General features: G+C 37.3%; 21 protein-coding genes. 9 read left to right on the top strand and 12 right to left on the bottom strand.

Going from position 1 to position 21,162, the window contains the following annotated elements; genetic code table 11:
• Positions 1–253 precede the first annotated feature (253 nt).
• From SOM16_RS17655 to SOM16_RS17670, 4 genes are all read right to left on the bottom strand, one after another.
• Positions 254–1,858, bottom strand: a complete 1,605-nt coding sequence (locus SOM16_RS17655) for a Na+/H+ antiporter (RefSeq protein ID WP_320465324.1) — start codon at positions 1,856–1,858, stop codon at positions 254–256.
• Positions 1,859–1,929: 71 nt separating this feature from the next.
• On the bottom strand, positions 1,930–3,276 hold the full coding sequence (locus SOM16_RS17660; RefSeq protein WP_320465325.1) for a hypothetical protein: 1,347 nt from the start codon (positions 3,274–3,276) through the stop codon (positions 1,930–1,932).
• A gap of 185 nt (positions 3,277–3,461) precedes the next feature.
• A complete protein-coding gene (locus tag SOM16_RS17665) occupies positions 3,462–5,459 on the bottom strand; it encodes a hypothetical protein (RefSeq protein WP_320465326.1) in 1,998 nt (665 codons plus the stop codon).
• 1 nt (position 5,460) lies between these two features.
• Complete coding sequence (locus SOM16_RS17670) at positions 5,461–6,141, bottom strand: hypothetical protein (RefSeq protein WP_320465327.1); 681 nt, start codon at positions 6,139–6,141, stop codon at positions 5,461–5,463.
• 309 nt (positions 6,142–6,450) lie between these two features.
• Here SOM16_RS17670 and SOM16_RS17675 point away from each other — a divergent pair, with 309 nt between their 5' ends.
• From SOM16_RS17675 to SOM16_RS17710, 8 genes are all read left to right on the top strand, one after another.
• On the top strand, positions 6,451–6,885 hold the full coding sequence (locus SOM16_RS17675) for a cytochrome c maturation protein CcmE (protein ID WP_320465328.1): 435 nt from the start codon (positions 6,451–6,453) through the stop codon (positions 6,883–6,885).
• Positions 6,886–6,890: 5 nt separating this feature from the next.
• Positions 6,891–9,359 carry a cytochrome c biogenesis protein CcsA gene (gene ccsA / locus SOM16_RS17680; RefSeq protein ID WP_320465329.1) on the top strand — a complete coding sequence of 823 codons (2,469 nt, stop codon included), beginning with the start codon at positions 6,891–6,893 and terminating at the stop codon, positions 9,357–9,359.
• A 3-nt stretch (positions 9,360–9,362) separates the two neighbouring features.
• The gene (locus SOM16_RS17685; RefSeq protein WP_320465330.1) at positions 9,363–10,127 is read left to right on the top strand and encodes a Rossmann-like and DUF2520 domain-containing protein; all 765 of its coding nucleotides are present in this window, start codon (positions 9,363–9,365) and stop codon (positions 10,125–10,127) included.
• Positions 10,128–10,167: 40 nt separating this feature from the next.
• The gene (locus SOM16_RS17690) at positions 10,168–10,500 is read left to right on the top strand and encodes a 2Fe-2S iron-sulfur cluster-binding protein (protein WP_154279410.1); all 333 of its coding nucleotides are present in this window, start codon (positions 10,168–10,170) and stop codon (positions 10,498–10,500) included.
• A gap of 144 nt (positions 10,501–10,644) precedes the next feature.
• Positions 10,645–10,890, top strand: a complete 246-nt coding sequence (iscX, locus tag SOM16_RS17695) for a Fe-S cluster assembly protein IscX (RefSeq protein WP_320465331.1) — start codon at positions 10,645–10,647, stop codon at positions 10,888–10,890.
• Between the two features lie 56 nt (positions 10,891–10,946).
• The gene (locus SOM16_RS17700) at positions 10,947–11,474 is read left to right on the top strand and encodes an HAD-IIIA family hydrolase (RefSeq protein WP_320465332.1); all 528 of its coding nucleotides are present in this window, start codon (positions 10,947–10,949) and stop codon (positions 11,472–11,474) included.
• 226 nt (positions 11,475–11,700) lie between these two features.
• Positions 11,701–12,084, top strand: coding sequence for a hypothetical protein (locus SOM16_RS17705; RefSeq protein WP_320465333.1), 384 nt, complete (start codon positions 11,701–11,703; stop codon positions 12,082–12,084).
• Between the two features lie 69 nt (positions 12,085–12,153).
• Positions 12,154–12,726, top strand: a complete 573-nt coding sequence (locus SOM16_RS17710; protein WP_320465334.1) for a Maf family protein — start codon at positions 12,154–12,156, stop codon at positions 12,724–12,726.
• A 204-nt stretch (positions 12,727–12,930) separates the two neighbouring features.
• Here the strand turns inward: SOM16_RS17710 and SOM16_RS17715 are convergent, their stop codons facing one another.
• Together SOM16_RS17715 and SOM16_RS17720 are read right to left on the bottom strand one after the other, a co-directional pair.
• On the bottom strand, positions 12,931–13,296 hold the full coding sequence (locus SOM16_RS17715) for a type II toxin-antitoxin system HicB family antitoxin (protein WP_320465335.1): 366 nt from the start codon (positions 13,294–13,296) through the stop codon (positions 12,931–12,933).
• 1 nt (position 13,297) lies between these two features.
• Complete coding sequence (locus SOM16_RS17720; protein ID WP_320465411.1) at positions 13,298–13,555, bottom strand: type II toxin-antitoxin system HicA family toxin; 258 nt, start codon at positions 13,553–13,555, stop codon at positions 13,298–13,300.
• A 185-nt stretch (positions 13,556–13,740) separates the two neighbouring features.
• Here SOM16_RS17720 and SOM16_RS17725 point away from each other — a divergent pair, with 185 nt between their 5' ends.
• Positions 13,741–14,415: a carboxypeptidase-like regulatory domain-containing protein gene (locus SOM16_RS17725; protein WP_320465336.1), complete on the top strand. Its 675-nt coding sequence runs from the start codon at positions 13,741–13,743 to the stop codon at positions 14,413–14,415.
• Here the strand turns inward: SOM16_RS17725 and SOM16_RS17730 are convergent.
• The 6 genes from SOM16_RS17730 to SOM16_RS17755 all read right to left on the bottom strand — a co-directional run bounded on the left by SOM16_RS17730 (position 14,412) and on the right by SOM16_RS17755 (position 20,993).
• The gene (locus SOM16_RS17730; protein WP_320465337.1) at positions 14,412–15,335 is read right to left on the bottom strand and encodes an exopolyphosphatase; all 924 of its coding nucleotides are present in this window, start codon (positions 15,333–15,335) and stop codon (positions 14,412–14,414) included. The two genes, SOM16_RS17725 and SOM16_RS17730, sit on opposite strands and share 4 nt — an antisense overlap.
• Positions 15,336–15,488: 153 nt before the next feature.
• Positions 15,489–16,019, bottom strand: a complete 531-nt coding sequence (locus SOM16_RS17735; RefSeq protein ID WP_320465338.1) for a hypothetical protein — start codon at positions 16,017–16,019, stop codon at positions 15,489–15,491.
• Positions 16,016–18,313, bottom strand: coding sequence for a patatin-like phospholipase family protein (locus SOM16_RS17740; protein ID WP_320465339.1), 2,298 nt, complete (start codon positions 18,311–18,313; stop codon positions 16,016–16,018). The genes SOM16_RS17735 and SOM16_RS17740 overlap by 4 nt, the downstream gene beginning before the upstream one ends.
• A gap of 49 nt (positions 18,314–18,362) precedes the next feature.
• Positions 18,363–18,836, bottom strand: coding sequence for a TspO/MBR family protein (locus SOM16_RS17745; RefSeq protein WP_320465340.1), 474 nt, complete (start codon positions 18,834–18,836; stop codon positions 18,363–18,365).
• Between the two features lie 42 nt (positions 18,837–18,878).
• Entirely contained in the window at positions 18,879–20,228 is a 1,350-nt protein-coding gene (locus SOM16_RS17750; protein WP_320465341.1) for a M28 family metallopeptidase, read from the bottom strand.
• 138 nt (positions 20,229–20,366) lie between these two features.
• A complete protein-coding gene (locus SOM16_RS17755; RefSeq protein ID WP_320465342.1) occupies positions 20,367–20,993 on the bottom strand; it encodes a hypothetical protein in 627 nt (208 codons plus the stop codon).
• Positions 20,994–21,162: the final 169 nt, after the last annotated feature.

Consider the following 21,162-nt stretch of genomic DNA (forward strand, 5'->3'; position numbering starts at 1 on the left):
TTATAATCAGGTAAAGGGTAGAAAGGCGAAAGCTTTAACAACCCTGAAGCTAAAAGATAAAAATCCTTGCAGATATAGCATTTGCAAGGATTTTTTGTTTTGGAAAAGTACGGTTCTGTGCGATGTAGGATAAGATCGGCCCCGCTTTTTGTTTCTGCCGATAGAAAAAAAATCGGCATCCACTTCAATCGGGTTTAGATACAGCAGTTTGTTTAGCGAGTGTTAGATCAGCCATCAAACCCATCAGAACCAACTAAGAAGTGATACTTAACTCTTCCAGATCTAACCGCCATTCCTCTTTTCTGATAATATCATCATCATAGCTTTTATTACCCTTTAAATGGTGCAATTCATCCCGCTGAACCTGAATCAAAGCCAGCACAATTTCGTTGTATGCTTTTAAGTCAACAGCATTAATCTCGCCCTTTTTAAAGGCATGGATGGTATCTTTCTTCTCCTTTAACGAATGCTGCAATTCAGCTTTTAAGTTCACCATTAACTCATTGTGAGTGCACTGAAACTGATAATCTTTTACCAATTTATCAAGTGAAAGGTCAACCAGTTTTAACTTAATCTGATTAATTTGTTCCTGTTCCGGTAATTTATGTTTTGCTTCAGGAATTTTCAATAGTTTGATAAAAAGCGGCAGCGTTAGGCCCTGCACTACCAGCGTTACAAAAATAACGACGAAGGTGATGAATAGAATCAGATTCCTTAAAGGAAAAGGAATTTGATCTGTGATCATTATCGGAATAGAAAGTGCTGCGGCCAATGATACCACACCCCTCATGCCTGCGTAAACAATCACCAATGAGGAATGCCAGGTAAGATCCTGATAACGGATTCTGCTTCTTTTATTCACTATCCTGGTGATGCTCGAGGTAGAAAAAAGCCATATAAAACGAACAATAAGTGCCAGGAAGCTGATGACAACACCATAACCAATTGCCCTGGTAATTGGATAATCCGGACCTAAGCCAGCCACAATATCTGGTAAAGCCAATCCGATTAAAATGAAAACCACGCCGTTAAGCAGAAATATTAATGCAGACCAAACCGAAACGGCTTTAATTCTGGAGTTGGAGGTGAGAATGATATGCGATTGACTAGAAAGTAATAATCCGCCAGAAACCACGGCCATTACCCCTGATACCTCGAAATGCTCGGCAACGATGTACATAAAATAGGGGGTAAGCAAAGTAAGTACCGTATCGATGTTTTCGGTTGTGGGCAACCAGCGATGAATGGCGTAAAATATGCCGCCAATAGCTAAACCGACAATTATACCTAAACCCGCAACAGAAACGAAGTTGACAGCAGCATCCTGCAGGATAAAAGTTCCGGTAGTTACTGTTGCCAGTGCAAACTTGAACACAATTAAACTTGACGCATCATTCACTAAACTTTCTCCTTCTAAGAGTGCAGTTACTGTTTTAGGGATTTTCATTCCCTTAAGCACTGCCGCGGCTGCTACCGCATCTGGTGGCGAAACAATTCCACCCAAGAGAAAACCTAGCGCTAAGGTAAACCCAGGAATAAATGCTACTGAAGCATAAGCAACGGCCACAGAGGTGATAAAGACCAAGCCTACAGCCATCAAAAAGATAGCCCCCTTATATTCCCAAAAAGCTTTCCATGAAGTGAACCAGGCCGCTTCATAAAGCAGGGGTGGTAAAAACAGAAGAAAAACAAGATTCGGATCAATTTTAATATGCGGCATCCCCGGGATAAAACCAATAATTAGTCCTGCCAGAACCAAAAATATAGGGTAAGAAATCTTAAGTTTCTGGCCCACCATCACTAGGAAGGTTACGCCAAGTAAAAGCACAAGAATGAGAATTAGATTGTCGTGTAGCATGTTAAAGAGATGATCATTCAAATATCAGAAATATAAAAAGAAAATCGATGCGAAAAGTACCGATCTAACACTTAAAAATCTTTCAGCAACTGGTACAAAGAATTAATATCACCATTAACTAAAGTAGCTTTTCCATCTAATTGAATCTGCTTAGGATCTACAGCCTTACCTTTAACTGTTAGTCGATCCAAATGCTTTAGATATTTGCCAAGCCCTGGAACATTAAGTTGGTTATTTAATTTCTTGAAATTAACATCGAGAGAAAAGAAATCTGTGGAGTTAATATTGCGACTATCTATTTTACCAGGTTTTTTAGTTCCCAGAACAAGATATTGACTATTCCCCCCAACAAAAGTTTTATAAAGTGGAAAAACCGATTTGTTCACTGTAGCACTATCGGGATTAATTATTTTTTGCCGACTTAAATAAGTGCTTAAACCCATGGCATCAGCAGCGACAATGAACGATGCATTTGGAATATTTTTTTCCTGAAGGGTTATTTTTTCTACCTTTTCAAAATCATCATTGTATGCGTAAGTAACAATAGAATCAGTTTGTTTGATGCTATTGGTCCATTCAAAATCCAGGTAACCTTTATAATATTTAAGCAGGCTATCTCGCTTTAATGTGGCGTTTTTAAGTCGATATGTTTTAGTTGAAGTTTTGGGGAAATCGGCGTTTAACCACATACTTACCACGCTTCCGGCATTTAACATACGGTGTTTAGGATTTGCGGAAGGCGTAATGGCAGATGTCGAAAAATCAGCATTAAAATTGATTGCTCCAGCAATAAAGTCTGTGGTGAAATTATAGTCATTATCGCTATAAGCAATGTGATGAGTTGACTTTTTGATTTTATTGAATTTACTTTCGCTCAGCTTTACAAAGTCATTTTGCCTCAGCAGGTCGATTAATACCGAATCGAAGTTTACCACTTCTCCAGAAAATGCAATTGCTGCGGCTTCAGTGTTGTAACAAATAATCACGTTACCTAAACTCGAAGATGCAAAGCTCATCCCATGCTGTTGCTTTAAAATTTTAAATCCAAGCCTATGTTTTATAAAAGTTTCAAAATCGCTAGGTGATTTCACTTCAAACCGTGTAAAGACCGCGGTTTTAGGCTGTTTTTCTAGAGAGTACAAATACAAGCTTGCCGGAATCTTTAAGCCGGCACCTGGTTCGCTTTTCCCATCTTTGGGTTTTTTCTTGTCACCTGATTTCAGATAAAAACCTGCATTTGAAACGATATTAGCTGCAAGGCTCTTAAGCATTTCATCAACACTGATTTTCAACACCGACGTTGCATTACGTGGAATAGAAACCTGGTTGGCCTGATATTGCCTGTATTTAAAAATGCCCACAAAAAATATTAGCAGTGATAGGATTATCACTGCTAATATTTTGAAAAAAATTTTCATAAATTTTTCAATCATAATTTTGCCACCGCATCACGAAAGGCAGAGAAGTACTTTTTTCCGTGACTTCTGTGTTTCCGTGGCAAATGTTTTTTTAATCAATCAATTTGTAAACTGAAAACTGCCAACTGAGAACTGTTAACTGAAAACTGTCAACTGAAAACTGAGAGCTGTCAACTGAAAACTACCTACTTCGCTGCATTTTCAATTAACGAGAATAAATATTTCAAAGCATTTTCATGTCCATTCGGAATTTCAGCGCTAATATCAGCAGAAACCATATTTCCTTTTATCGGATTTGATTTCATATAAACGTTACCCATTTTACCAAGCGTTTCATTATATTTCTTTGCTGTTTCTTCGCCGCCAAATTCCTGATCTGGCACCTTTCCAACCAAATTTTTTGCGTTAAACAAGAAGCTGAAATTATTTTTGCTAAGCAGGGTTTTATGTGCTTTACTGATGTTTGTGCGGAAATTATTGTTATTGATGTTTTTCATTTCCGTTAATGAGTTTCCGAAAAACACGATATTGTTTTTAATCATAAAATAGATATCAACCGGACTTTTCTTTTCCTCAATTTTATAAATATTATCTTCAATGCTTACCCGATTTTTATTGATGCCGTACTTAATTAGTTTATTCATCAGGCGCTGATCTTCAGAAGAAAACATGAAAAGAAAATCTGGTAAGGTTTCTTTTTTAGTTTTCGTTACCTCCGTCTGGTTATAATCTTCATCATAATCATAAGTAGTATAGGTGACATCGCGTGTATTTAAACCATTGATAATAAATAAAGCATCGCCCTTAACCACTTTGCTTACTGCTTCTTCGTCTAATAAAAGCGTAAATAAATCAGTGCCTAAAGAAAGCTCATCATCCATTCTGCCGCCCAAAAAGGAACCATAAGTTTGTTGCATCAATTTAGGAAACTCCTCTAAATAGGCCTTTGTATCTATGGCATAACCCATAAACCCAATTGCTTTTTCGCTATCTACATAGTTCAGGAACTTTTTGTTGATCTTCCTGTTCATGATTTTTTTGTAAGAATCAGCCTGCTCTTTTGCCAGTTCTAAGCCAGTAGAGATACGGAAACTTTTATCATCCATAAACAACTTAGCAGTTAAACTGCCATAGCCCTTCATAATCCCTGCTTTTCCATAGCTTCCAAATTCTGGTGAGATCGAATTGTAAACGTCTTGCAAACTGGAAACCCAGATTTCGGCAATGGCGTTTTTGTCTAGGCTGGCATTATAAGATTTATTACTTTCGATCGACTCGTAATTGGTATTAAAGATTTTATCTGCCTGTTCGCTGACCCAGATATAGGTTAAAGCTTTTGTTTTTGCATCCTGTTCAGCTTTTTCTTTTTGATAGCCATCATATTGGTCTGAGTAATTTGATCCTACAGAATCTGTTGCATAGTCTGTTGTTTCAATGGCTTCACCTTCTGCTACTTCTACCTGTCGAATTTTTTTGGCTTTAACAGATGGCTTTTTCTTTCCTGCTTTCTTTTTTGTACTGTGTTTCTTTTTTGCAGGTGTTTTGTGCGCTTTCGTGGGTGCAACTACAGGAGGCATAACTTCCGTTTCCACCATTGGCGCTACCGTATAGGTAGAATCTACCACAACTGTAGAACTATCTGCTAGCACATCATCGCTTTGATAGCGGAGATCTTTGATTCCGTATTTTGCAGACTTTAAAGAATCTGCAAAGAAAGCGCTTTTAATGCTACCCGTAACATAGTACATCATGGTATTATTCCATTTTATCAGACTGGTACTATCGGGCAGAAATAGGATCCTGGTTTCGCCATTAACCTTGAGTTTTTTGTCTTTATCTGTAATCAGGTTCTCGAATTTCGAAGCATCTTTGAGTGGAATAAGGAAACAATTATAAGTAATACTATCGCTCAACTGATTAAAATAATACATGTTTTTCTCCAGGTTGATTCCGAAGTCTTCAATACTGGTAAAGTTTTTATCAAGCGATTTGGAAGTTTCTGTTAATAACTTTTTGCCTAGAAAAGATTCGTTAAAATCTTTAACAAACATCAGTTTAAATACATTATCACCTTTAATGGTGGCAACGGTAAAGGCGTTGGCAGGAATTTTCTTTACTAAATCCTGAGCATAATTTTGGATGCTAAAGAACAGCAAAGCGAGCGCAAAGAGAAGTTTTTTCATTTTATTTCGATAGTTGTATTTGATTGGAAACGTTAACTTTTCCATTTATTAAATTGGTGATACTACTTTTCAGCATCACTGCCTTTTTAGTTTTCGACAGGTTTGATGCCAGGTTAGTTACATTTGTTACAGGAGATTCAAATCGGTAGATGCTGGTATACATGGCACCATTAAAAACGGCTTTATCCTGATTTTTCAATTTATTAAACTCGGATTTAGCAGTAGTTACGGGTTGATACTTTCGTGCAAATGTTTTAGTGGCTTTGTTAAAGCTATAAGAAGAAGTATTGGTGGCTTTAATTTTTTGCTTGGCCAGGATGTTCCTCGTGATGTTATTGATATTTGACACATCTTTAAATGTGAAACTGATGGTTGCAATGTAATTGGTAAAGTCGCTGCTGCTTTTTACATTAGAAATGCCCTCCGATTTTTTGAGGTAGGCAACTGCTTCTGCCAGTTCTTTTTGAATTTTTTGCTTGCTGGGCACTTTATAGCCCTGTACACTATCTAAAAGCATTACCGAAGCTACTTTTGTTTTACTCTGGCTAAGGTTGATCGTCAGTATCACATCACCAGTTCCATCATTACGGAGGTTAATTTCTTCCACTACTTCGAAGCAGGAAGATAAAGTGGGAATTAAAAAAATAAAGAGCAGAAGTTTATAAAACTGCTTAACATCCATATCTATAGCATTAAGTTATTCGGTGCGTTAAAGGACAATTATCTGATCGCCAAACTTAATCATTTAACCTATGATTATTGTTCTTCTTTTTCTTCAATGGCGATAATCAGTGCTGGGCATATTCAGCGCAGGCAATGCATGAAAAAAATTGAATTCAGAATTATCATTACAAATTAATTTCTTAATTGTTTTAGGGATGAAAATAGATAATCAGTTAATTGTCAATATAACGACACGAAAAAGCTAAAAGAATGTTCGCTAAGGCTATTTTTCTATCTTTGTTGCCAGCTTTTACCACAACAACACAACATGAAAAAAAGTGCAATCATTGGATTAATTACAATCGCAATTTCTGTAGGCATCTTATTCAGCTTAAATGCAAATACAGATACTTATTCAAATTTTAAAGAAGCTGCTTCTTCTCAAAAGGAAGAGCATGTAATGGGCTATTGGGAAAAATCTAAAGGAACCTATTATGATGCCGCGAAAGATGCGAATCATTTTGCTTTCCACATGAAAGATGAGAAAGGTGAAATCAGAGAGGTCGTTTATAATGGTACAAAACCTCAGGATTTTGAAAAATCTGAGAAGCTGGTATTGATTGGCAAAATGGATGGAGAGAAATTTTATGCTTCAAAAATTTTGATGAAATGCCCATCTAAATATAACGATAACCTGGTTGAAGTGAATCAGAATGGTAAGGTTGATACTGTTGGTAAGTACGGCGAGAAAAAATATAACTAATTTTAATGGATATTCAATTTGTAGGCGAAAACCTATTGCCGGGTAAAATCGGACAATTTTTCATTGTGCTGGCGTTTAGTGCATCGTTACTTTCAACCATATCATATTTCTTCGCCAGTCGTGATAAAGAATTACAGGATAAATCTTGGCTTAATCTTGGAAGAATTGGTTTTTTAATTAACTGGGCCAGTATAATCGGTATCGGTGTTACTTTATTTTACCTCATATTAAGTCATCGTAATGAATATAGTTATGTGTATTGGCACTCTTCAAAAGAATTACCAATCTACTACATTGTTTCTGCTTTCTGGGAAGGGCAGGAGGGGAGTTTCTGGCTTTGGGCTTTCTGGCAGTCCTTTTTAGGCGCATTACTCATTTGGAAAGCAAAAACATGGGAGCGCCCGGTAATGACTGTTGTGGCTTTTTCTCAAGTTTTTCTAACCTCGATGCTTTTAGGTGTCGAAATTTTTGGTGAGCGGATCGGGAGTTCGCCATTTATCCTTTTAAGAAATTCGCTTGATTTGAAATCGATGGCTCCTGTAGTTTTCGCCAATCCAGAGAATTTTGCCAACTATTTAAAGTTTATTACCGATGGAAGAGGATTGAATCCATTGCTTCAAAACTATTGGATGGTTATTCACCCGCCAACACTATTCTTAGGTTTTGCAAGTATGGTTGTTCCTTTCGCTTATGGTATAGCCGCCCTTTGGCAAAAACGATATAAAGAATGGATTAAGCCTGCAATGCCATGGACACTCTTTGCCGTTATGGTTTTGGGAACTGGGATTATTATGGGTTCATTCTGGGCTTATGAAGCTTTAAACTTCGGTGGTTTCTGGGCATGGGATCCTGTAGAGAATGCTTCTATAATTCCTTGGTTAACTTTAATTGGGGCAGTTCACGTGATGATCGCTTATAAAAATACTGGTCATGCTTATTTCACGGCTATTGCCTTGGTTTTTTTAAGTTTCTTATTGGTGCTTTACGCATCATTCTTAACCCGAAGTGGAATTTTAGGTGATACTTCCGTACACTCATTTACCGATATGGGCATGTTCGGACACCTGATTCTTTATAACGTGGTGTTTGCAGTATTGGCTATAGTGCTCATCATCATAAGATGGAAAGAATTGCCCATCACTACTAAAGATGAAGAAACCTATTCCAGAGAATTCTGGATGTTTATTGGTGCCTTAGTGGTTACCGTTGCTTGTATTCAGATCATTTTCTCTACCTCAGTTCCGGTATTTAATAAAGCTTTTGGAACAAATTTCTCTCCGCCAATTGATGCGGTAAAATATTACAACCAGTGGCAGGCACCATTTGCTGTTTTAATCACTTTAATTTCTGGTTTTTCTCAATATTTAAAATACAAACGTACTGATCCACGTAAATTCTACAGCAGTTTAGTTTCTGCAATTTTATTTGCACTGGTAATCACTGCTGGCCTGGTTTGGGTAGCAGATATTTACACCAACACGATGTACATCATGATTACATTTAGTTGTGTATTTGCGGTGCTCTCCAATGCGGCCATTTTGTATCAGGCTTTTGGTGGTAAAGCCAAATTAGCTGGTTCTGCAGTGGCACACATTGGTTTTGCCTTTTTAATTTTAGGTGCATTAATTTCAGCTGCTACGAATAAGCCATTATCCATTAATGCCAATAACTTTATTCCGGTAAAGGATTTCGAAAAAACAGAGAAGCCTGGTGAAAACATCATGTTATACAAAAACGAGCCTAAAGAAATGGGCAAGTACACCGTAACTTATGTAAGCGATACTACAGAGGCTCCAAATACGATTTATACGCTTAATTTCAAAGTCTTGGATAAAGAGACCGGAAAGGTTAAAGAAGATTTTAACTTACATCCCCATGTTCAGGATAATGAAAAAATGGGACTGATTGCATCACCGGATACGAAGCACTACTTAACTTATGATGTGTATACCCACATCACCAGTGCAGCAATTAAGCAAGAAAGTCATGGTGATCATGAAGGTCATTCTGACGATGAAAATTATAAGGCACCAAGAATTGTTAAGGTTTCTGCCGGCGATACCATTCACACCTCAAGCGGTGTGGTTACAGTGAAAGCACTTAACAATAAGCCTGTGGCGAAGGATTTGGTACTCGCTCAGGGCGATTATGCAGTTGGTTTGCCTTTGGAAATCAATTCAGCAGGTAAAATCTACAATGCTGAGCCCATGTTCTTAATTAAAGGAAACAATACATTTGATTTTGCTCGTAAAGTAGAAGGCCTAGACCTTAAATTCCGCTTCTCGAGGGTTTTGCCAGATGAGAAAAAAGTAGAATTACAGATTTTTGAAAAACCTCAGCAAGCGAAAGACTGGGTTGTTTTCAAGGCTATAGAATTTCCATTTATCAATTTATATTGGGCCGGAACTATTGTGATGGTTGTTGGTTTCTTACTTTCTATTTTTAGAAGAAGAAAAGAAGCGAAAATCGTATAGCTGATGAAGATTGTTTTATTAGGTTCTGGAAATGTGGCAACACATCTTGCTCAGGCTTTGGTAGCCAAAGGCGAAGAAATGGTGCAGGTTTTTAGCCAGAGTCTAAGAAATGCGATCTCATTAACAGATTTAGTTGGTGGGGAGCCGATTGATGATTTGACCCAGGTAAATAACAGTGCTGATTTATATATAATCGCAGTTAAGGATGATGCGATAGCAGGAATTGCAGATCAGTTAAAATCAGTTACTGGTCTTGTAGTGCATACATCCGGAACAACCGATATGACTGTAATATCATCGAAGGTTGAACATGCCGGAGTATTTTATCCGCTGCAAACTTTTTCGAAAGCTAAGCCAGTCTTTTTTGATGAGATTCCATTGTGTATAGAAGCAACTGATGAAAAACAGTTAAAGGTGTTAAATACCCTGGCTTCAAAATTAAGCAATCGTGTTTACCAGGTTGATGGAAATCAGCGGAAAATACTACATCTTGCTGCTGTTTTTGCCTGCAACTTTCCTAATCACCTGTATGCTTTGGCGAATCAATTGCTTCAGCAACATCAGTTGGATTTTGAGATCATCAGGCCGCTAATTAAAGAAACTGCAGATAAGGTAATGACTAATTTACCAGAAAGCGTGCAAACCGGGCCAGCGATACGAGAGGATGAAACGACTTTAAATAAGCATTTTAGCATGTTAAGTAACGTGCCTGAACTGCAAAATATTTATCAAACTTTAAGCGATAGCATAAAATTAAAGGCAAAATAGCATATATACCGCTTTAGCTTATTACTTTTGCAATACAATTATGAGCATTTTTAAACTAAAAATAAATTTTGAAGAGGCCGATCACGAGTCTCTAGAGTTACCCATTGCAGCCGGTGAATCTGTGTTAGACGTTTGTCTCGATAACGGAATCGATCTTCAGCACAATTGTGGTGGCGTTTGTGGCTGCAGTACCTGCCATGTTTATGTAACTAAAGGAATGGATAATATCGAAGAGATATCTGATAAAGAAGAAGATTTTATCGATAGAGCTGTTCGTCCGAGGATTACTTCCCGCCTGGGTTGCCAGTGCGTGGTTATTAATGGCGATATCGAAGTAACAATTCCAGATCAGTCTGGCTTTATGGGGCATTAGATTAGTCTTTAGTCCAGAGTCTTCAGTCTCAAGTCTGCAGAATTCTTTCAAAAAAGCACGATGCTACTGATAGCGCACATAGATACGTACCTTTCAACCCGTAACCCTTAACTTTAAACCTTTAACTTTCAACTTTACAATAACATGAACAACGATAAATTTGCATTACCTTTTTACTGGAACGATTATGAAGATATTGCAATGTCTTTGTACGAAAAATTTGGCGACGACTTTACAGAAGCTAAAATCTATCGTGTCCGTTTCACAGAGCTTTTAGAATGGATTTTAACGCTTCCAAACTTTAAAGGTACCCGCGAAGAAAGTAGCGAAGGGCATTTGGAGCAAATCCAATCTGCCTGGGTTTACGAGTGGAGAGATAACCAAGATTAGTGCTAAGTCTAAAGCCTGTAGTCAAGTCTAACACTTATCGCCAAACACCACGCTAAATGTTTCTTCAGAAGTTAAAAGAAATTACTACTTTCATTTTTGATGTTGATGGTGTATTAACCGATGGATCGGTACAGGTAACTGATAACGGACAATCGCTGCGGACTTTCAATATCAAAGATGGTTATGCCATGCAGCTAGCTGTTAAAAGGGGTTATCATCTTTGCATTATTTCTGGCGGAGATGGGATTGCTATGGGCAGACGGTTCTATAACCTGGGGATTACCGATGTATTTCTTGGTGCCGGAGATAAGGTCTCGATCTTTAATCAATATCTTAAAGATAAAAATATTACTGCCGCAGAAGTGCTTTATATGGGGGATGACATTCCTGACCTCAAGGTAATGAAACTAGTTGGGCTCCCAACTTGCCCAGCCGATGCGGTAGAAGAAATCAAAGCCATTTCTACATTTATATCTCCCTATAATGGCGGCAAAACTGCTGTTCGCGATATTATCGAAAAAGTAATGAAAGTGCAGGGTAAATGGCACGACGAAAACCCAAACGCTGCCGATTCTGGTAAGTAAATTGGTTCAATAGTCATCAGTAAATAATTCAATAGCCACTCATCGTTTTTGGCTCACAGACCATTTAATCTTCTTTTTAAATGTTTTTTTGCGTCATTCAAATTACATCATCAATAGCGTATAAATTAGTACTCTCATTTGCAACAACTACGTTACGTTTTAGGATTAAACTTTATTTCCCCTGCCACACTCCAACAGGTCTAAACATCAAATAAAAAACAACAACATGAAAAAATTAATGATGATCTGCGGATTAATGCTAGGAATAGCTGGGTTCGCTCAGGCACAGCAAGGTGGCGGAAGGGGCATGATGATGAAACCTGAGGAGCGTGTTAAACAGCTTGATGAAAAACTGAAACTTTCTGATGACCAGAAAACGAAGTTAACGTCTGTATTTACCGAACAGGCGAAGTCTATGAAAAAGATGCGTGAAGAAATGCAAGGCGGAGATCGTGATGCCATGAGAGAAAAAATTCAGAAATTTCGCGCTGATGGGGATGCTAAAGTTTCTGTGGTATTAAATGATGAGCAAAAGAAAACTTATGAGGCCTGGCAGAAAGAGCAGCGCGCTGAAATGCAAAAACGCATGCAAGGTGGTAGCAGTAATTAATAAGATAAAAACATTGAATAAGAAAAGCGGCTTTAAAGTCGCTTTTCTTATTTTAGCAAAAAATTATTTATGGCTACTACTTTTCCAAAGATTATCCTGGCATCAAAATCTCCTCGCAGGCAAGAACTTTTAACCTTAATGGGACTAGACTTTGAGGTATTGCTTAAAGATGTAGATGAAAGTTATCCTGAAGGCTTAAATCCAGCAGAAATTGCAGTTTATATTTCGGAGCAGAAGGCAAAAGCGTTTACAGCTGGCGATGAAATTGTAATCACCGCTGATACCATCGTAGCATTAAATGGCGAAATCCTTGGGAAACCTTCCAGCCGGGAGCATGCACAAGAAATGCTGGCTAAGTTATCTGGCAGCAAACACGAGGTGTATACAGGTGTAACTTTAGTGAAAGGGGATAAGTTCCACTCCTTTTATGATCGAACCGAAGTCTACTGTAAATCGGTTACCAATGATGAAATAGATTTCTATATCGACAACTATCAGCCTTATGATAAAGCAGGCAGTTACGGTGTGCAAGACTGGTGGGGGGTGGTAGTGGTACAGCGGATTGACGGATCTTATACCAATGTAATGGGTTTGCCCACTGAAAAGTTGTATGGTGAACTCAAAGTTTTCTTAGGTATATGATGGAGAATCCTCCTGTGACTAAAATAAACCATCAATGAAAGGATAATAGTTATACTTTAGATATGCTAATTAACGAGTAACATCTGAAATAGGGAATGAAGATAGCCATTCCCTATCTTAGAGTGGTGTTTGAAAGTTGGGATCGTTAGCTAAATTATTAGTTAATACTACTTCATGTTATAATCGAGCTCCGGTTACCAAGTTTTATTTTGTTAACTCTGCTACAATATCGCTTTTATGATTAACAGCATAAGATAGGGCGGTTTTAACAAAATCATTTAAAGTCATTTTATATTGTGAAGCAGAAAGAGCAACTTCTTTATGTAAACTTGAAGGCACCCTTACATTAAACACCCCTTTATAAGTTTTGTCTGGCGATTTTGCCATTGCTTGGCAGGATTCTAGGTAATCTTCTATAGCTTCTGCAAATCCAGTTTTAAGTTCGCTTACTGATGAGCCTTCAAAAGTAATAAGATCATTTATGCCCACAACTTTGCCAAAGAATACTTCATCGTTAGCACTATAATGAACTGTTGCGGTATAATCTTTGTATTTTAAGTTATCAATCATTTTAAAGTTTTCCTTTTTCTCTCAAATATTCTAATACTTGTTCAATTACATAATATTTTACAATTGGCTTTGGATGGGGTTTATGTAAACTTATGATATCTTTATTTTTATTAGCAAATTTTCTCCTGGAACCACCTGTTTTTCCTGTTGTCAATTCTTCAAAACCATAAAATTTTAGCACCATTATTAACTCCTCCCAGGTTAAACCTTTAGGCTTTGATAAGAATCTAGCATTAAGTTTTTCTATTTTGCTTAATATGTAACTGAATTTTAGTTACAAATATATGGTTTTTTTCCTGATTAACAGTTCGTCAAATTAGTTCATTATCAAGATTTTGATGTAATTAATATCTTTTCACTAGCATATAATGAAGCGTTGAATTTATATGTTTTAAATTCCTTATGGAATTTTATTCTTCTGGTCATCATCTAAACAAATCCAAGATGATGAAAGACTTACAAACAAAGATTACCATCGCTAAACCCTGTACACAAAATTGGGCAGAAATGGAAAAAGAAGCAGATTTTGGTTTCTGTACAGTCTGTTCAAAAAACGTGATCGACTTTACGAACTATTCCAACGCAGAAATTATTTCTGTATTAACGCAAGCCAGCGCTTCAGTTTGCGGCCGTTTAACGGTTACACAGCTCAACCAGTTGAATTATTATAGTTTAGATATGCCAGCCAATCGAAACTGGATGAAGTACTTGGGCGTGCTTGCTATCGGTGCAGCAATTTTTGCCCAGGATGCCAATGCTGCTATTCCACGTGTAGCTACAGAAATTTCTATTAGAACAGGTGAGAAAAGGGCAGAAAAGCCACTAGTGGTTAATAAAATTACCGGTAGAATACTGGATCCAAATAAAAAGCCAGTTGCCGGAATTCGTTTAGTTATTTTAAATACTCCATATTATGCTACGACAGACCAAAATGGACAATATGAGATTCTTTTAAAGAATAATTTAAATATCAAAGACAATAAAATCTCTGTTCAAAGTGCCAGGTATTCTGCTATTCTGATTATCAATTACACAAAAGTAAAGCAGAATGACATCATGTTGAAAGATGAGCCGATGATTATGGGAGAAATAGTAATTCCAACGCCAAAGAAAAGTTAGTGGCGCTGTATTTGGTCGGCCAGGATGCCCATCTTTAAATCATAAGTAGATAGCCGAAGCTGATTAATCTTAAGTCTGCCTAAAACAAAATTTGTAATCAGCGCTGCAATCACGATTAAATCTACTCTGAGTGGAATAATGCCAGGCATTTCTAGCCTTTGCTGATGTGTGGAATTGATAAGCCTGATGGAAAGTTCGATGTATTCATCGAAGTTGAAAGGATAATACCTGATGGTACTGATATCTATCTCCTCATTCTTAACAGCGCTCACTAATTCTGCAAAGGTTTCGAAAGCGCCAGCAGATCCGATTAACGTTTTGGGTTGATGGTGCTCGCAGATTGCAAATAAGTCCTTTAGTTTCTCTTGAATGTGTGCCAGAATATTGTTTTTATCATGATCAGCAATCGGATCTGATTTAAAAAAGCGTTGCATTAACCGTGCTGCGCCAATATTGTAGCTTTTCTTCCAGATTAATTTATCGGTATCACAAAGGATAAATTCTACACTTCCACCGCCAATATCCATAATTAGAGATAATTCTTCGATAGCACCACTTAACTTTACGCCTTCATAAATAAACTCAGCTTCTTCCGCTCCTGACAAAATCTCAATCTCAATTTCAGTTGTTTCTTTCACTGCCTTTACAAAATCTCTCCCATTATTTGCACTGCGTACAGCAGATGTGGCTGTTGCTTTTACCTTTTCCACCTGGAAACTTAATATCGTTTCTTCAAAGTTTTTAAGGCAATCAATTCCCCTTTCAAATGCTGCTGGAATAATAATGTTATCGTTTATTCTGCCTTCGCCCAGCTTTACCGGAACATTCGTTTTGTAGAGCACTTCAAAGTTTTGATTACTAATTTCTGCAATCAATAAATGAAAAGTATTTGTACCAAGGTCTATAACCGCTACGCGCATACATGTTGAATATTATGGGAATTTGTCAGAACTTAAATACTTTATAAATCCTAATGATAACTTACGAAGTTTACTGGTCTTTTTTATGGGAGATAATTCGAAGTTTTATGTTACCGTTATCAAAACCTGCTAAACTCTTCAGCGAACAGCTTTTTACACCAGATTTCTTAACCCGTCAAATATGCTTTCGAAAAACGTAGAAAGATTTAGGCCTGCGCTATGGTTAAAATATACAAATACCAAAAATGCAATAACAACGAAGATGATCAACTTCCTGAATGCAAAAGCTATAAAAACAAGGGCAATTGGAATAATGAACAACCACAGGCTATTGATAGTGTAAGGGTTTAAATCATTTTCTTTTTTGTACACATAAACGAGTTTACTATGCGTGCCTGAGTCATTTTGATGTTTAATGTAAACAAAAGTAGATTTATCCACAGGTAATGGCAATACCGCTATCCCATCGTTAAATTTAAGTATCTGGGTAAAACCGCTTACACTAAAAGTATAGGTTCCGTTAATATTTTCATTGGGAACATTTAGCGAATCGGCAGCTATAATAGCCAATTTATTGTTTTTAATCAGATTTTCCTTTACCAGGAAATTGTTAATGCCTGCGGTTTGAGCCGTGCTGAAGAATGTAATTAAGCAGAGCGAGCAAAATAGGATAATGTGTTTCATTCGATAGAACGTTTATTGTAAATTAAATAACCGATGTGCAATAATACACCATTTCTTTTAATGGCGTCATTATATAAATTATAACTTAAACTTACCGGGCCAAGTGGGGTGTGATAAACCATGCCAGCTGTTGCGGCATAGCGGATTTTAGTAACTGCTTTTGCGTAGGTTACATCCTGCAAGCCAGCACGTTCAAATTCCCGATGTGGCAAAAACAAGTAAACCTCACCTCTAAAATCGAGGTTCTTTTTAAGATTGTAAATATTTTTTAATCCGCCTGCAGCATAAGTTGATGCACGAAATTTATCAAGGAACAGCGATCTGCTATCCTGAAGCGGGTAGAAGGCTGGAGAAACCAGCAATGTTGAATAATAATTGTTAAATAATGGCTGATTGGAAATCACACCTTCTACAATATAACCAAGCGTATATTTTTTTAAATGGAGAAAATAGTTTTCCTGAGTAAACTTGATACTGCCCCAATGGTGTAGTCTGCTAATTGGATCTGCTTCAATATAGCCTAGTGTATTGCGAAAAATGTTGCCCGGATTATAGTTTTCTCTGCCCGTAGTATAATTAAAACTTAGCGAAAAATTTTGTCCGTTGGTGGCATATTGTTTCCTGTTTAATGAGTTTTTTTCCAGGTTTAAAGACCCCCTGAAACCATTAAAAATCGTTTGGTCGAACAAATCACCTACCGAAAATGTATTGTTTGGACTATAACGGTCATTATTGTTAATGAAAGTAGAATGGAAAACAATTTTGGTATTGTAATTTAGCGGTACACCTATCATCAAATCTATCTTTCTATCTGATTGTTCTATATAAATTGGACGCGGGTTTTCGATAAAAATCTGGCTGGTATTGTAATAATTCCAGTGGTTGTAAGTGAGTTCTGCAGCTAAAAAAAGAGGTAATTTGGTTGGGTAGTCTATCCGGCCATTGAGCTGAACGGATTCGTAAAAGCGACCAGAATAAAAACTGGTGCCAAAAGTATAGGCCTTTCGGTTAAGGTAATTGTATTCTGCACCTAAAAAAACATTGCTAATGGGTCGGGTAGAGATGTTACCACCCAGCTCAAGCTTAAAACTCTTCTTTGGTTGTGCCACCACTTCAAAAGTATAACTATCGGTTGAGGGTTGATAAGAAATTTTTGGATAAACAGTTTCAAAAGTCTGATCGGCAACCAATTTATAATAACCACGTTTAATATCCTCTAAATTGAAAGTGGCCTGATCGCTTTTAAACAACCTTTCGATGTATTTCTTTTGCTGGCTATTAACCCCGGAAACTGAGATGCTGCTAAACTTTAAGTCGGGTTTTCTAGAATTAAATTGGGCTCTTTTTTGTGCAAGTTCATCATCGTTCACCCGTCTTTTAATTAATTCTTTTATACGGGGCATATTTGCCATGGTGGCATCATAACCTTTTTTAATCAGTTCTTTTACAGGGCCGAAGTTGGTTACACTATATTCTGCCAGTTCTGGCTGAATATAAACACCATTTTCGCCAATCATGGTGGAGTCTGATTTGGAAAGAAACATATAAACCAAAAAACGGTTCATTAGCCTATCGTCAGTATTTTTGGGATATTCATTATAGGTTTTGGAAGATACATTGGCCCCAATCATGTAATCGGGCTTAAACTCTTTCGCCATCACATCTGCAGGGAAGTTATTGTATAAACCACCATCAAAAACGTATTTCCCATCCAGTTTAATAGGGCGATAAATAATGGGAACCGTCATGGTAGCCCGAACGGCTTCTGCTAAACTGCCTTTACTTACGGTAATGCTTTTTTGAGAAAGTACATCGGCAACCATACATCGATAGGGTACAAAAAGGTGATTAAAATCGTCTTTAGATACGGCAGATGCCTGTGAAAAGAGTTCTAGAAATGCAAAATTTAAAGGGATATCGTTAATCAGATTAGACCGGAAACTAAAATGAAAACCAGTATCTATGGCTACCTTAGCCGTAAGCATAGAGGCGTTTGGTGCTTTTTTCTGAAAATAATAGGTATAATCGCTGGTGTAACGGCCGTTAACCCAATTTTGAAATTCATCGCTTACGGCTATTTTTTCTATTTCTAAGGGCGTATAGCCTGATGCATACATGGCACCAACAATCCCACCCATTGATGTTCCGGTGGTGTAATCAATTGGAACATGGTTTTCTTCGAGTGCCTTTAATGTGCCGATATGGGCTAAACCTTTTGCTCCACCGCCACTAAAAACCAGGCCCACCTTTTGCGCACGCAATTGGGTATAAAATAAAACGAAGAGGATCAGCAAAAATCTTTTAAAAGCTACCACTCTCCTAAAATAAGGTTTTCTTTTAAAATTAATTCAATATGAAGATGTTATAAGTTAAAAATGATGCAAAACTTACCCATATAATGTAGGGAATAAAAATTAAACCCGCCCATTTGTCAATTTTGTAAAACATCACCGCATTGATAATAATTGCAGCCAGAAGCATTAGGATTTCTGCCAGAGCAAAGCCAATTTCATGGAGATAGAAAAATATGAACGACCAGCCCAGGTTTAAAATTAACTGGATGAAATAAACGGCAACCGTTCTCGGGAAGTGCGTAATCTGGTCACGTTTTATCCATACTAAATAAGCCGCAACACCAATTAAAATATAAAGGCTTGTCCAAACCGGGCCAAATAACCAGTTCGGTGGGTTAAATGATGGCTTATTTAAGGTTGGGTACCAGGTTTTTACCGATTGTGCTGTTGCCAGGCCACCTAATGCGCCTATGGATAAAGTGATGGCAATATTGATAATAAATGCAACAGGCTTAAATTTCATGTTACTAATTTGAGGTTAAACTATTAAAAACCCAGTATTTTTTTAGCGGCCAATCCCCGGTACAACTGGTAAACTTTCATTATCTTCATTGCCAACGCTCTGCACGGCGAATAAATAATTATCCTTACTATATGGAATTCTCAATTCTGTGGCGCTAGTGAAAAATTTCTTTTCCCAAACCGGACTGCTGGTTTCACGGATCAAAACATAATAGCCTTTCACGCTTCCGTTTGCTGGCGCTTTCCAATATAATAAGGAAGAATTGCTCAGGTTTTTTACATCTATCTTAACTTCTGTTGGTACTGCTGGTGCTTTGGCCAGGTTGGCTAAAACGGCAATATTAACGCCTGTGTTTTTTCTAAGGTATTCAAAATCCATAAATTCCTGTAAATCTCCATATCTAATTCCATTTTCTGTTCTCAGATCCTGGTGCTGATGTTCGAAGTTTTCATTCATCTCGGTAATCCGAACGGCAGTAAATCCATTTTCCACAAACGGGGTATGATCGCCACCGCGGAGAAATCTATCGTTTCTGTAAATCAGTTTAACTTCCAGCTGATCAACATAACGTTCGCCAATTTCTTTAACATAACGCGCTAACTGCCGGCTTTTGCCATCATTTTCCAGGCCAAATTGCCTGATGTTTTTAGCATTTTTATCTAGGTCGTATGCTGGCAGTCCTTCGCTAAATACACGTAACCTGGTATTATCAATAATCTGTGTTTCGGAACTGTTGTTGCTACCAATCATATCATTGTTCAGCATGGCATCAACATTCCAGCCTTCTTTTTTTGCTGTAGCAGCCATAAAGCCAGATCCAAGAAGCGATTGCTCTTCGCCACTTACCGCTACAAAAATAATAGTAGCAGGAAACTTATATTGGCTCATTATTCTAGCTGCCTCCATTACACCGGCTACACCGCTACCATCATCATTAGCTCCCGGAGCATTACTTGTTCTGTTCATCACGTCAGTAACCCGGCTATCTAAATGCCCGCTCACTACATAAACTCTTTTATCATTGGGGTCTGTTCCTTTTAACACAGCAACGGCGTTTCCTAAAAGTGTTGGTTGATCAACGCGTTTTCCATCAGCCTTAAATGTTGTGGTGTCCAGGTAAGCTGTAAGCCTGCCATCACTTTGCCTTGCGAATTGGTTAAACTTACTTACTACCCAATTTCTAGCTGCGCCAATCCCTTTGGTTTTACTCTTCACATCACTTAGCGTGTTCCTGGTGCCAAATGAAACCATTTTTGTAATGTATGATTTCAGGGAATCCTGATTTACAGATTTAACCATTTTATCAATATCTGCATGCCGGTTAACCGTAGTTTGCGCACGAACCGATGTGATTAAAAGTGAAACAAACAGTAAGAAGTAGGTTTTTTTCATATGAAGCTAATTGATTTGCTAAGATATTGAATGTTTAGAGAATTGAAATCGGTTATGTATAGAAATGCTGTAACATTTTGAGCATAAAAAAAGCCCATGAACCGAAATTCACGAGCTTTATTTTAGACAACAAATATTTTATTTGGCTTCGGTACTCATTTCTCGCGTACTATTTTTTTTCCAGCCTCCGAAAGCTGTTTTTACGGCAGCTTTAGCATTTGCTAATTCGATATCTCCTGCCACCGTTAAAAATGTTTTTTCAGGTGAAATTTCATTGTAAAAAGCTTGTACATCTGAGAGGGTTAATGCTGAAATAGATTCTTCATTAACTGCCTGATCAAAGTCGTAATCCTTTAATTTTAAATTGGTTAATAGTTTTGCTTTTCCGATATTAAATGTTTTTTGATCGATGGTTGCGTTTTGGATAACTGCTGCCATTTTAGTCAGTTCTTCGGTAAGATTAGCATTGCTGGTTGAAAGTCTTCCACTGTTATCTTTAAAGGATATGCTTCCACTTTTAGCCACCTGCTCGTTAAGTACTGCATTTAGTAATTCTACAATACCGTCTTTTTTATTTTGAAATGATTTTGAATCCAGTGTAAAACTTGAGAATGCACCATTCGAGCGGCTATTTTCGGAAATGATAATTTTCATACCATTTTTTAAAGTGTAATCTACTGGCTCGCTCATGCCATTTTGTGCGTTACTAATGTATGCAGATGAAATAAGTAATGAAAGGGTGAAAAATTTCTTAATGATGTTCATGTTTTTTTGTTTTCTTAAATTTTGTTAACGTCCTGTTAGATATGTCATTGAGCGTTTGAAATGCATACATTTTCAGGTTAATGGGTGTATGTACGTTTTAAAAATTTAATTGGTTTTTAAAAATGAATGATTTGTTCATTTTATTCATTGTATGACATTCATATTGTAA

This window comes from Pedobacter sp. CFBP9032, assembly GCF_034045265.1.
In the GTDB taxonomy this organism is placed as follows: Bacteria; Bacteroidota; Bacteroidia; order Sphingobacteriales; family Sphingobacteriaceae; genus Pedobacter.

Bases quoted from the DNA above. Each gene is read 5' to 3' on its own strand.
- SOM16_RS17655 (WP_320465324.1), bottom strand. From the start codon at position 1,858: ATGCTACACGACAATCTAATTCTCATTCTTGTGCTTTTACTTGGCGTA.
- SOM16_RS17660 (WP_320465325.1), bottom strand. From the start codon at position 3,276: ATGAAAATTTTTTTCAAAATATTAGCAGTGATAATCCTATCACTGCTA.
- SOM16_RS17665 (WP_320465326.1), bottom strand. From the start codon at position 5,459: ATGAAAAAACTTCTCTTTGCGCTCGCTTTGCTGTTCTTTAGCATCCAA.
- SOM16_RS17670 (WP_320465327.1), bottom strand. From the start codon at position 6,141: ATGGATGTTAAGCAGTTTTATAAACTTCTGCTCTTTATTTTTTTAATT.
- SOM16_RS17675 (WP_320465328.1), top strand. From the start codon at position 6,451: ATGAAAAAAAGTGCAATCATTGGATTAATTACAATCGCAATTTCTGTA.
- ccsA (WP_320465329.1), top strand. From the start codon at position 6,891: ATGGATATTCAATTTGTAGGCGAAAACCTATTGCCGGGTAAAATCGGA.
- SOM16_RS17685 (WP_320465330.1), top strand. From the start codon at position 9,363: ATGAAGATTGTTTTATTAGGTTCTGGAAATGTGGCAACACATCTTGCT.
- SOM16_RS17690 (WP_154279410.1), top strand. From the start codon at position 10,168: ATGAGCATTTTTAAACTAAAAATAAATTTTGAAGAGGCCGATCACGAG.
- iscX (WP_320465331.1), top strand. From the start codon at position 10,645: ATGAACAACGATAAATTTGCATTACCTTTTTACTGGAACGATTATGAA.
- SOM16_RS17700 (WP_320465332.1), top strand. From the start codon at position 10,947: ATGTTTCTTCAGAAGTTAAAAGAAATTACTACTTTCATTTTTGATGTT.
- SOM16_RS17705 (WP_320465333.1), top strand. From the start codon at position 11,701: ATGAAAAAATTAATGATGATCTGCGGATTAATGCTAGGAATAGCTGGG.
- SOM16_RS17710 (WP_320465334.1), top strand. From the start codon at position 12,154: ATGGCTACTACTTTTCCAAAGATTATCCTGGCATCAAAATCTCCTCGC.
- SOM16_RS17715 (WP_320465335.1), bottom strand. From the start codon at position 13,296: ATGATTGATAACTTAAAATACAAAGATTATACCGCAACAGTTCATTAT.
- SOM16_RS17725 (WP_320465336.1), top strand. From the start codon at position 13,741: ATGATGAAAGACTTACAAACAAAGATTACCATCGCTAAACCCTGTACA.
- SOM16_RS17730 (WP_320465337.1), bottom strand. From the start codon at position 15,335: ATGCGCGTAGCGGTTATAGACCTTGGTACAAATACTTTTCATTTATTG.
- SOM16_RS17735 (WP_320465338.1), bottom strand. From the start codon at position 16,019: ATGAAACACATTATCCTATTTTGCTCGCTCTGCTTAATTACATTCTTC.
- SOM16_RS17745 (WP_320465340.1), bottom strand. From the start codon at position 18,836: ATGAAATTTAAGCCTGTTGCATTTATTATCAATATTGCCATCACTTTA.
- SOM16_RS17750 (WP_320465341.1), bottom strand. From the start codon at position 20,228: ATGAAAAAAACCTACTTCTTACTGTTTGTTTCACTTTTAATCACATCG.
- SOM16_RS17755 (WP_320465342.1), bottom strand. From the start codon at position 20,993: ATGAACATCATTAAGAAATTTTTCACCCTTTCATTACTTATTTCATCT.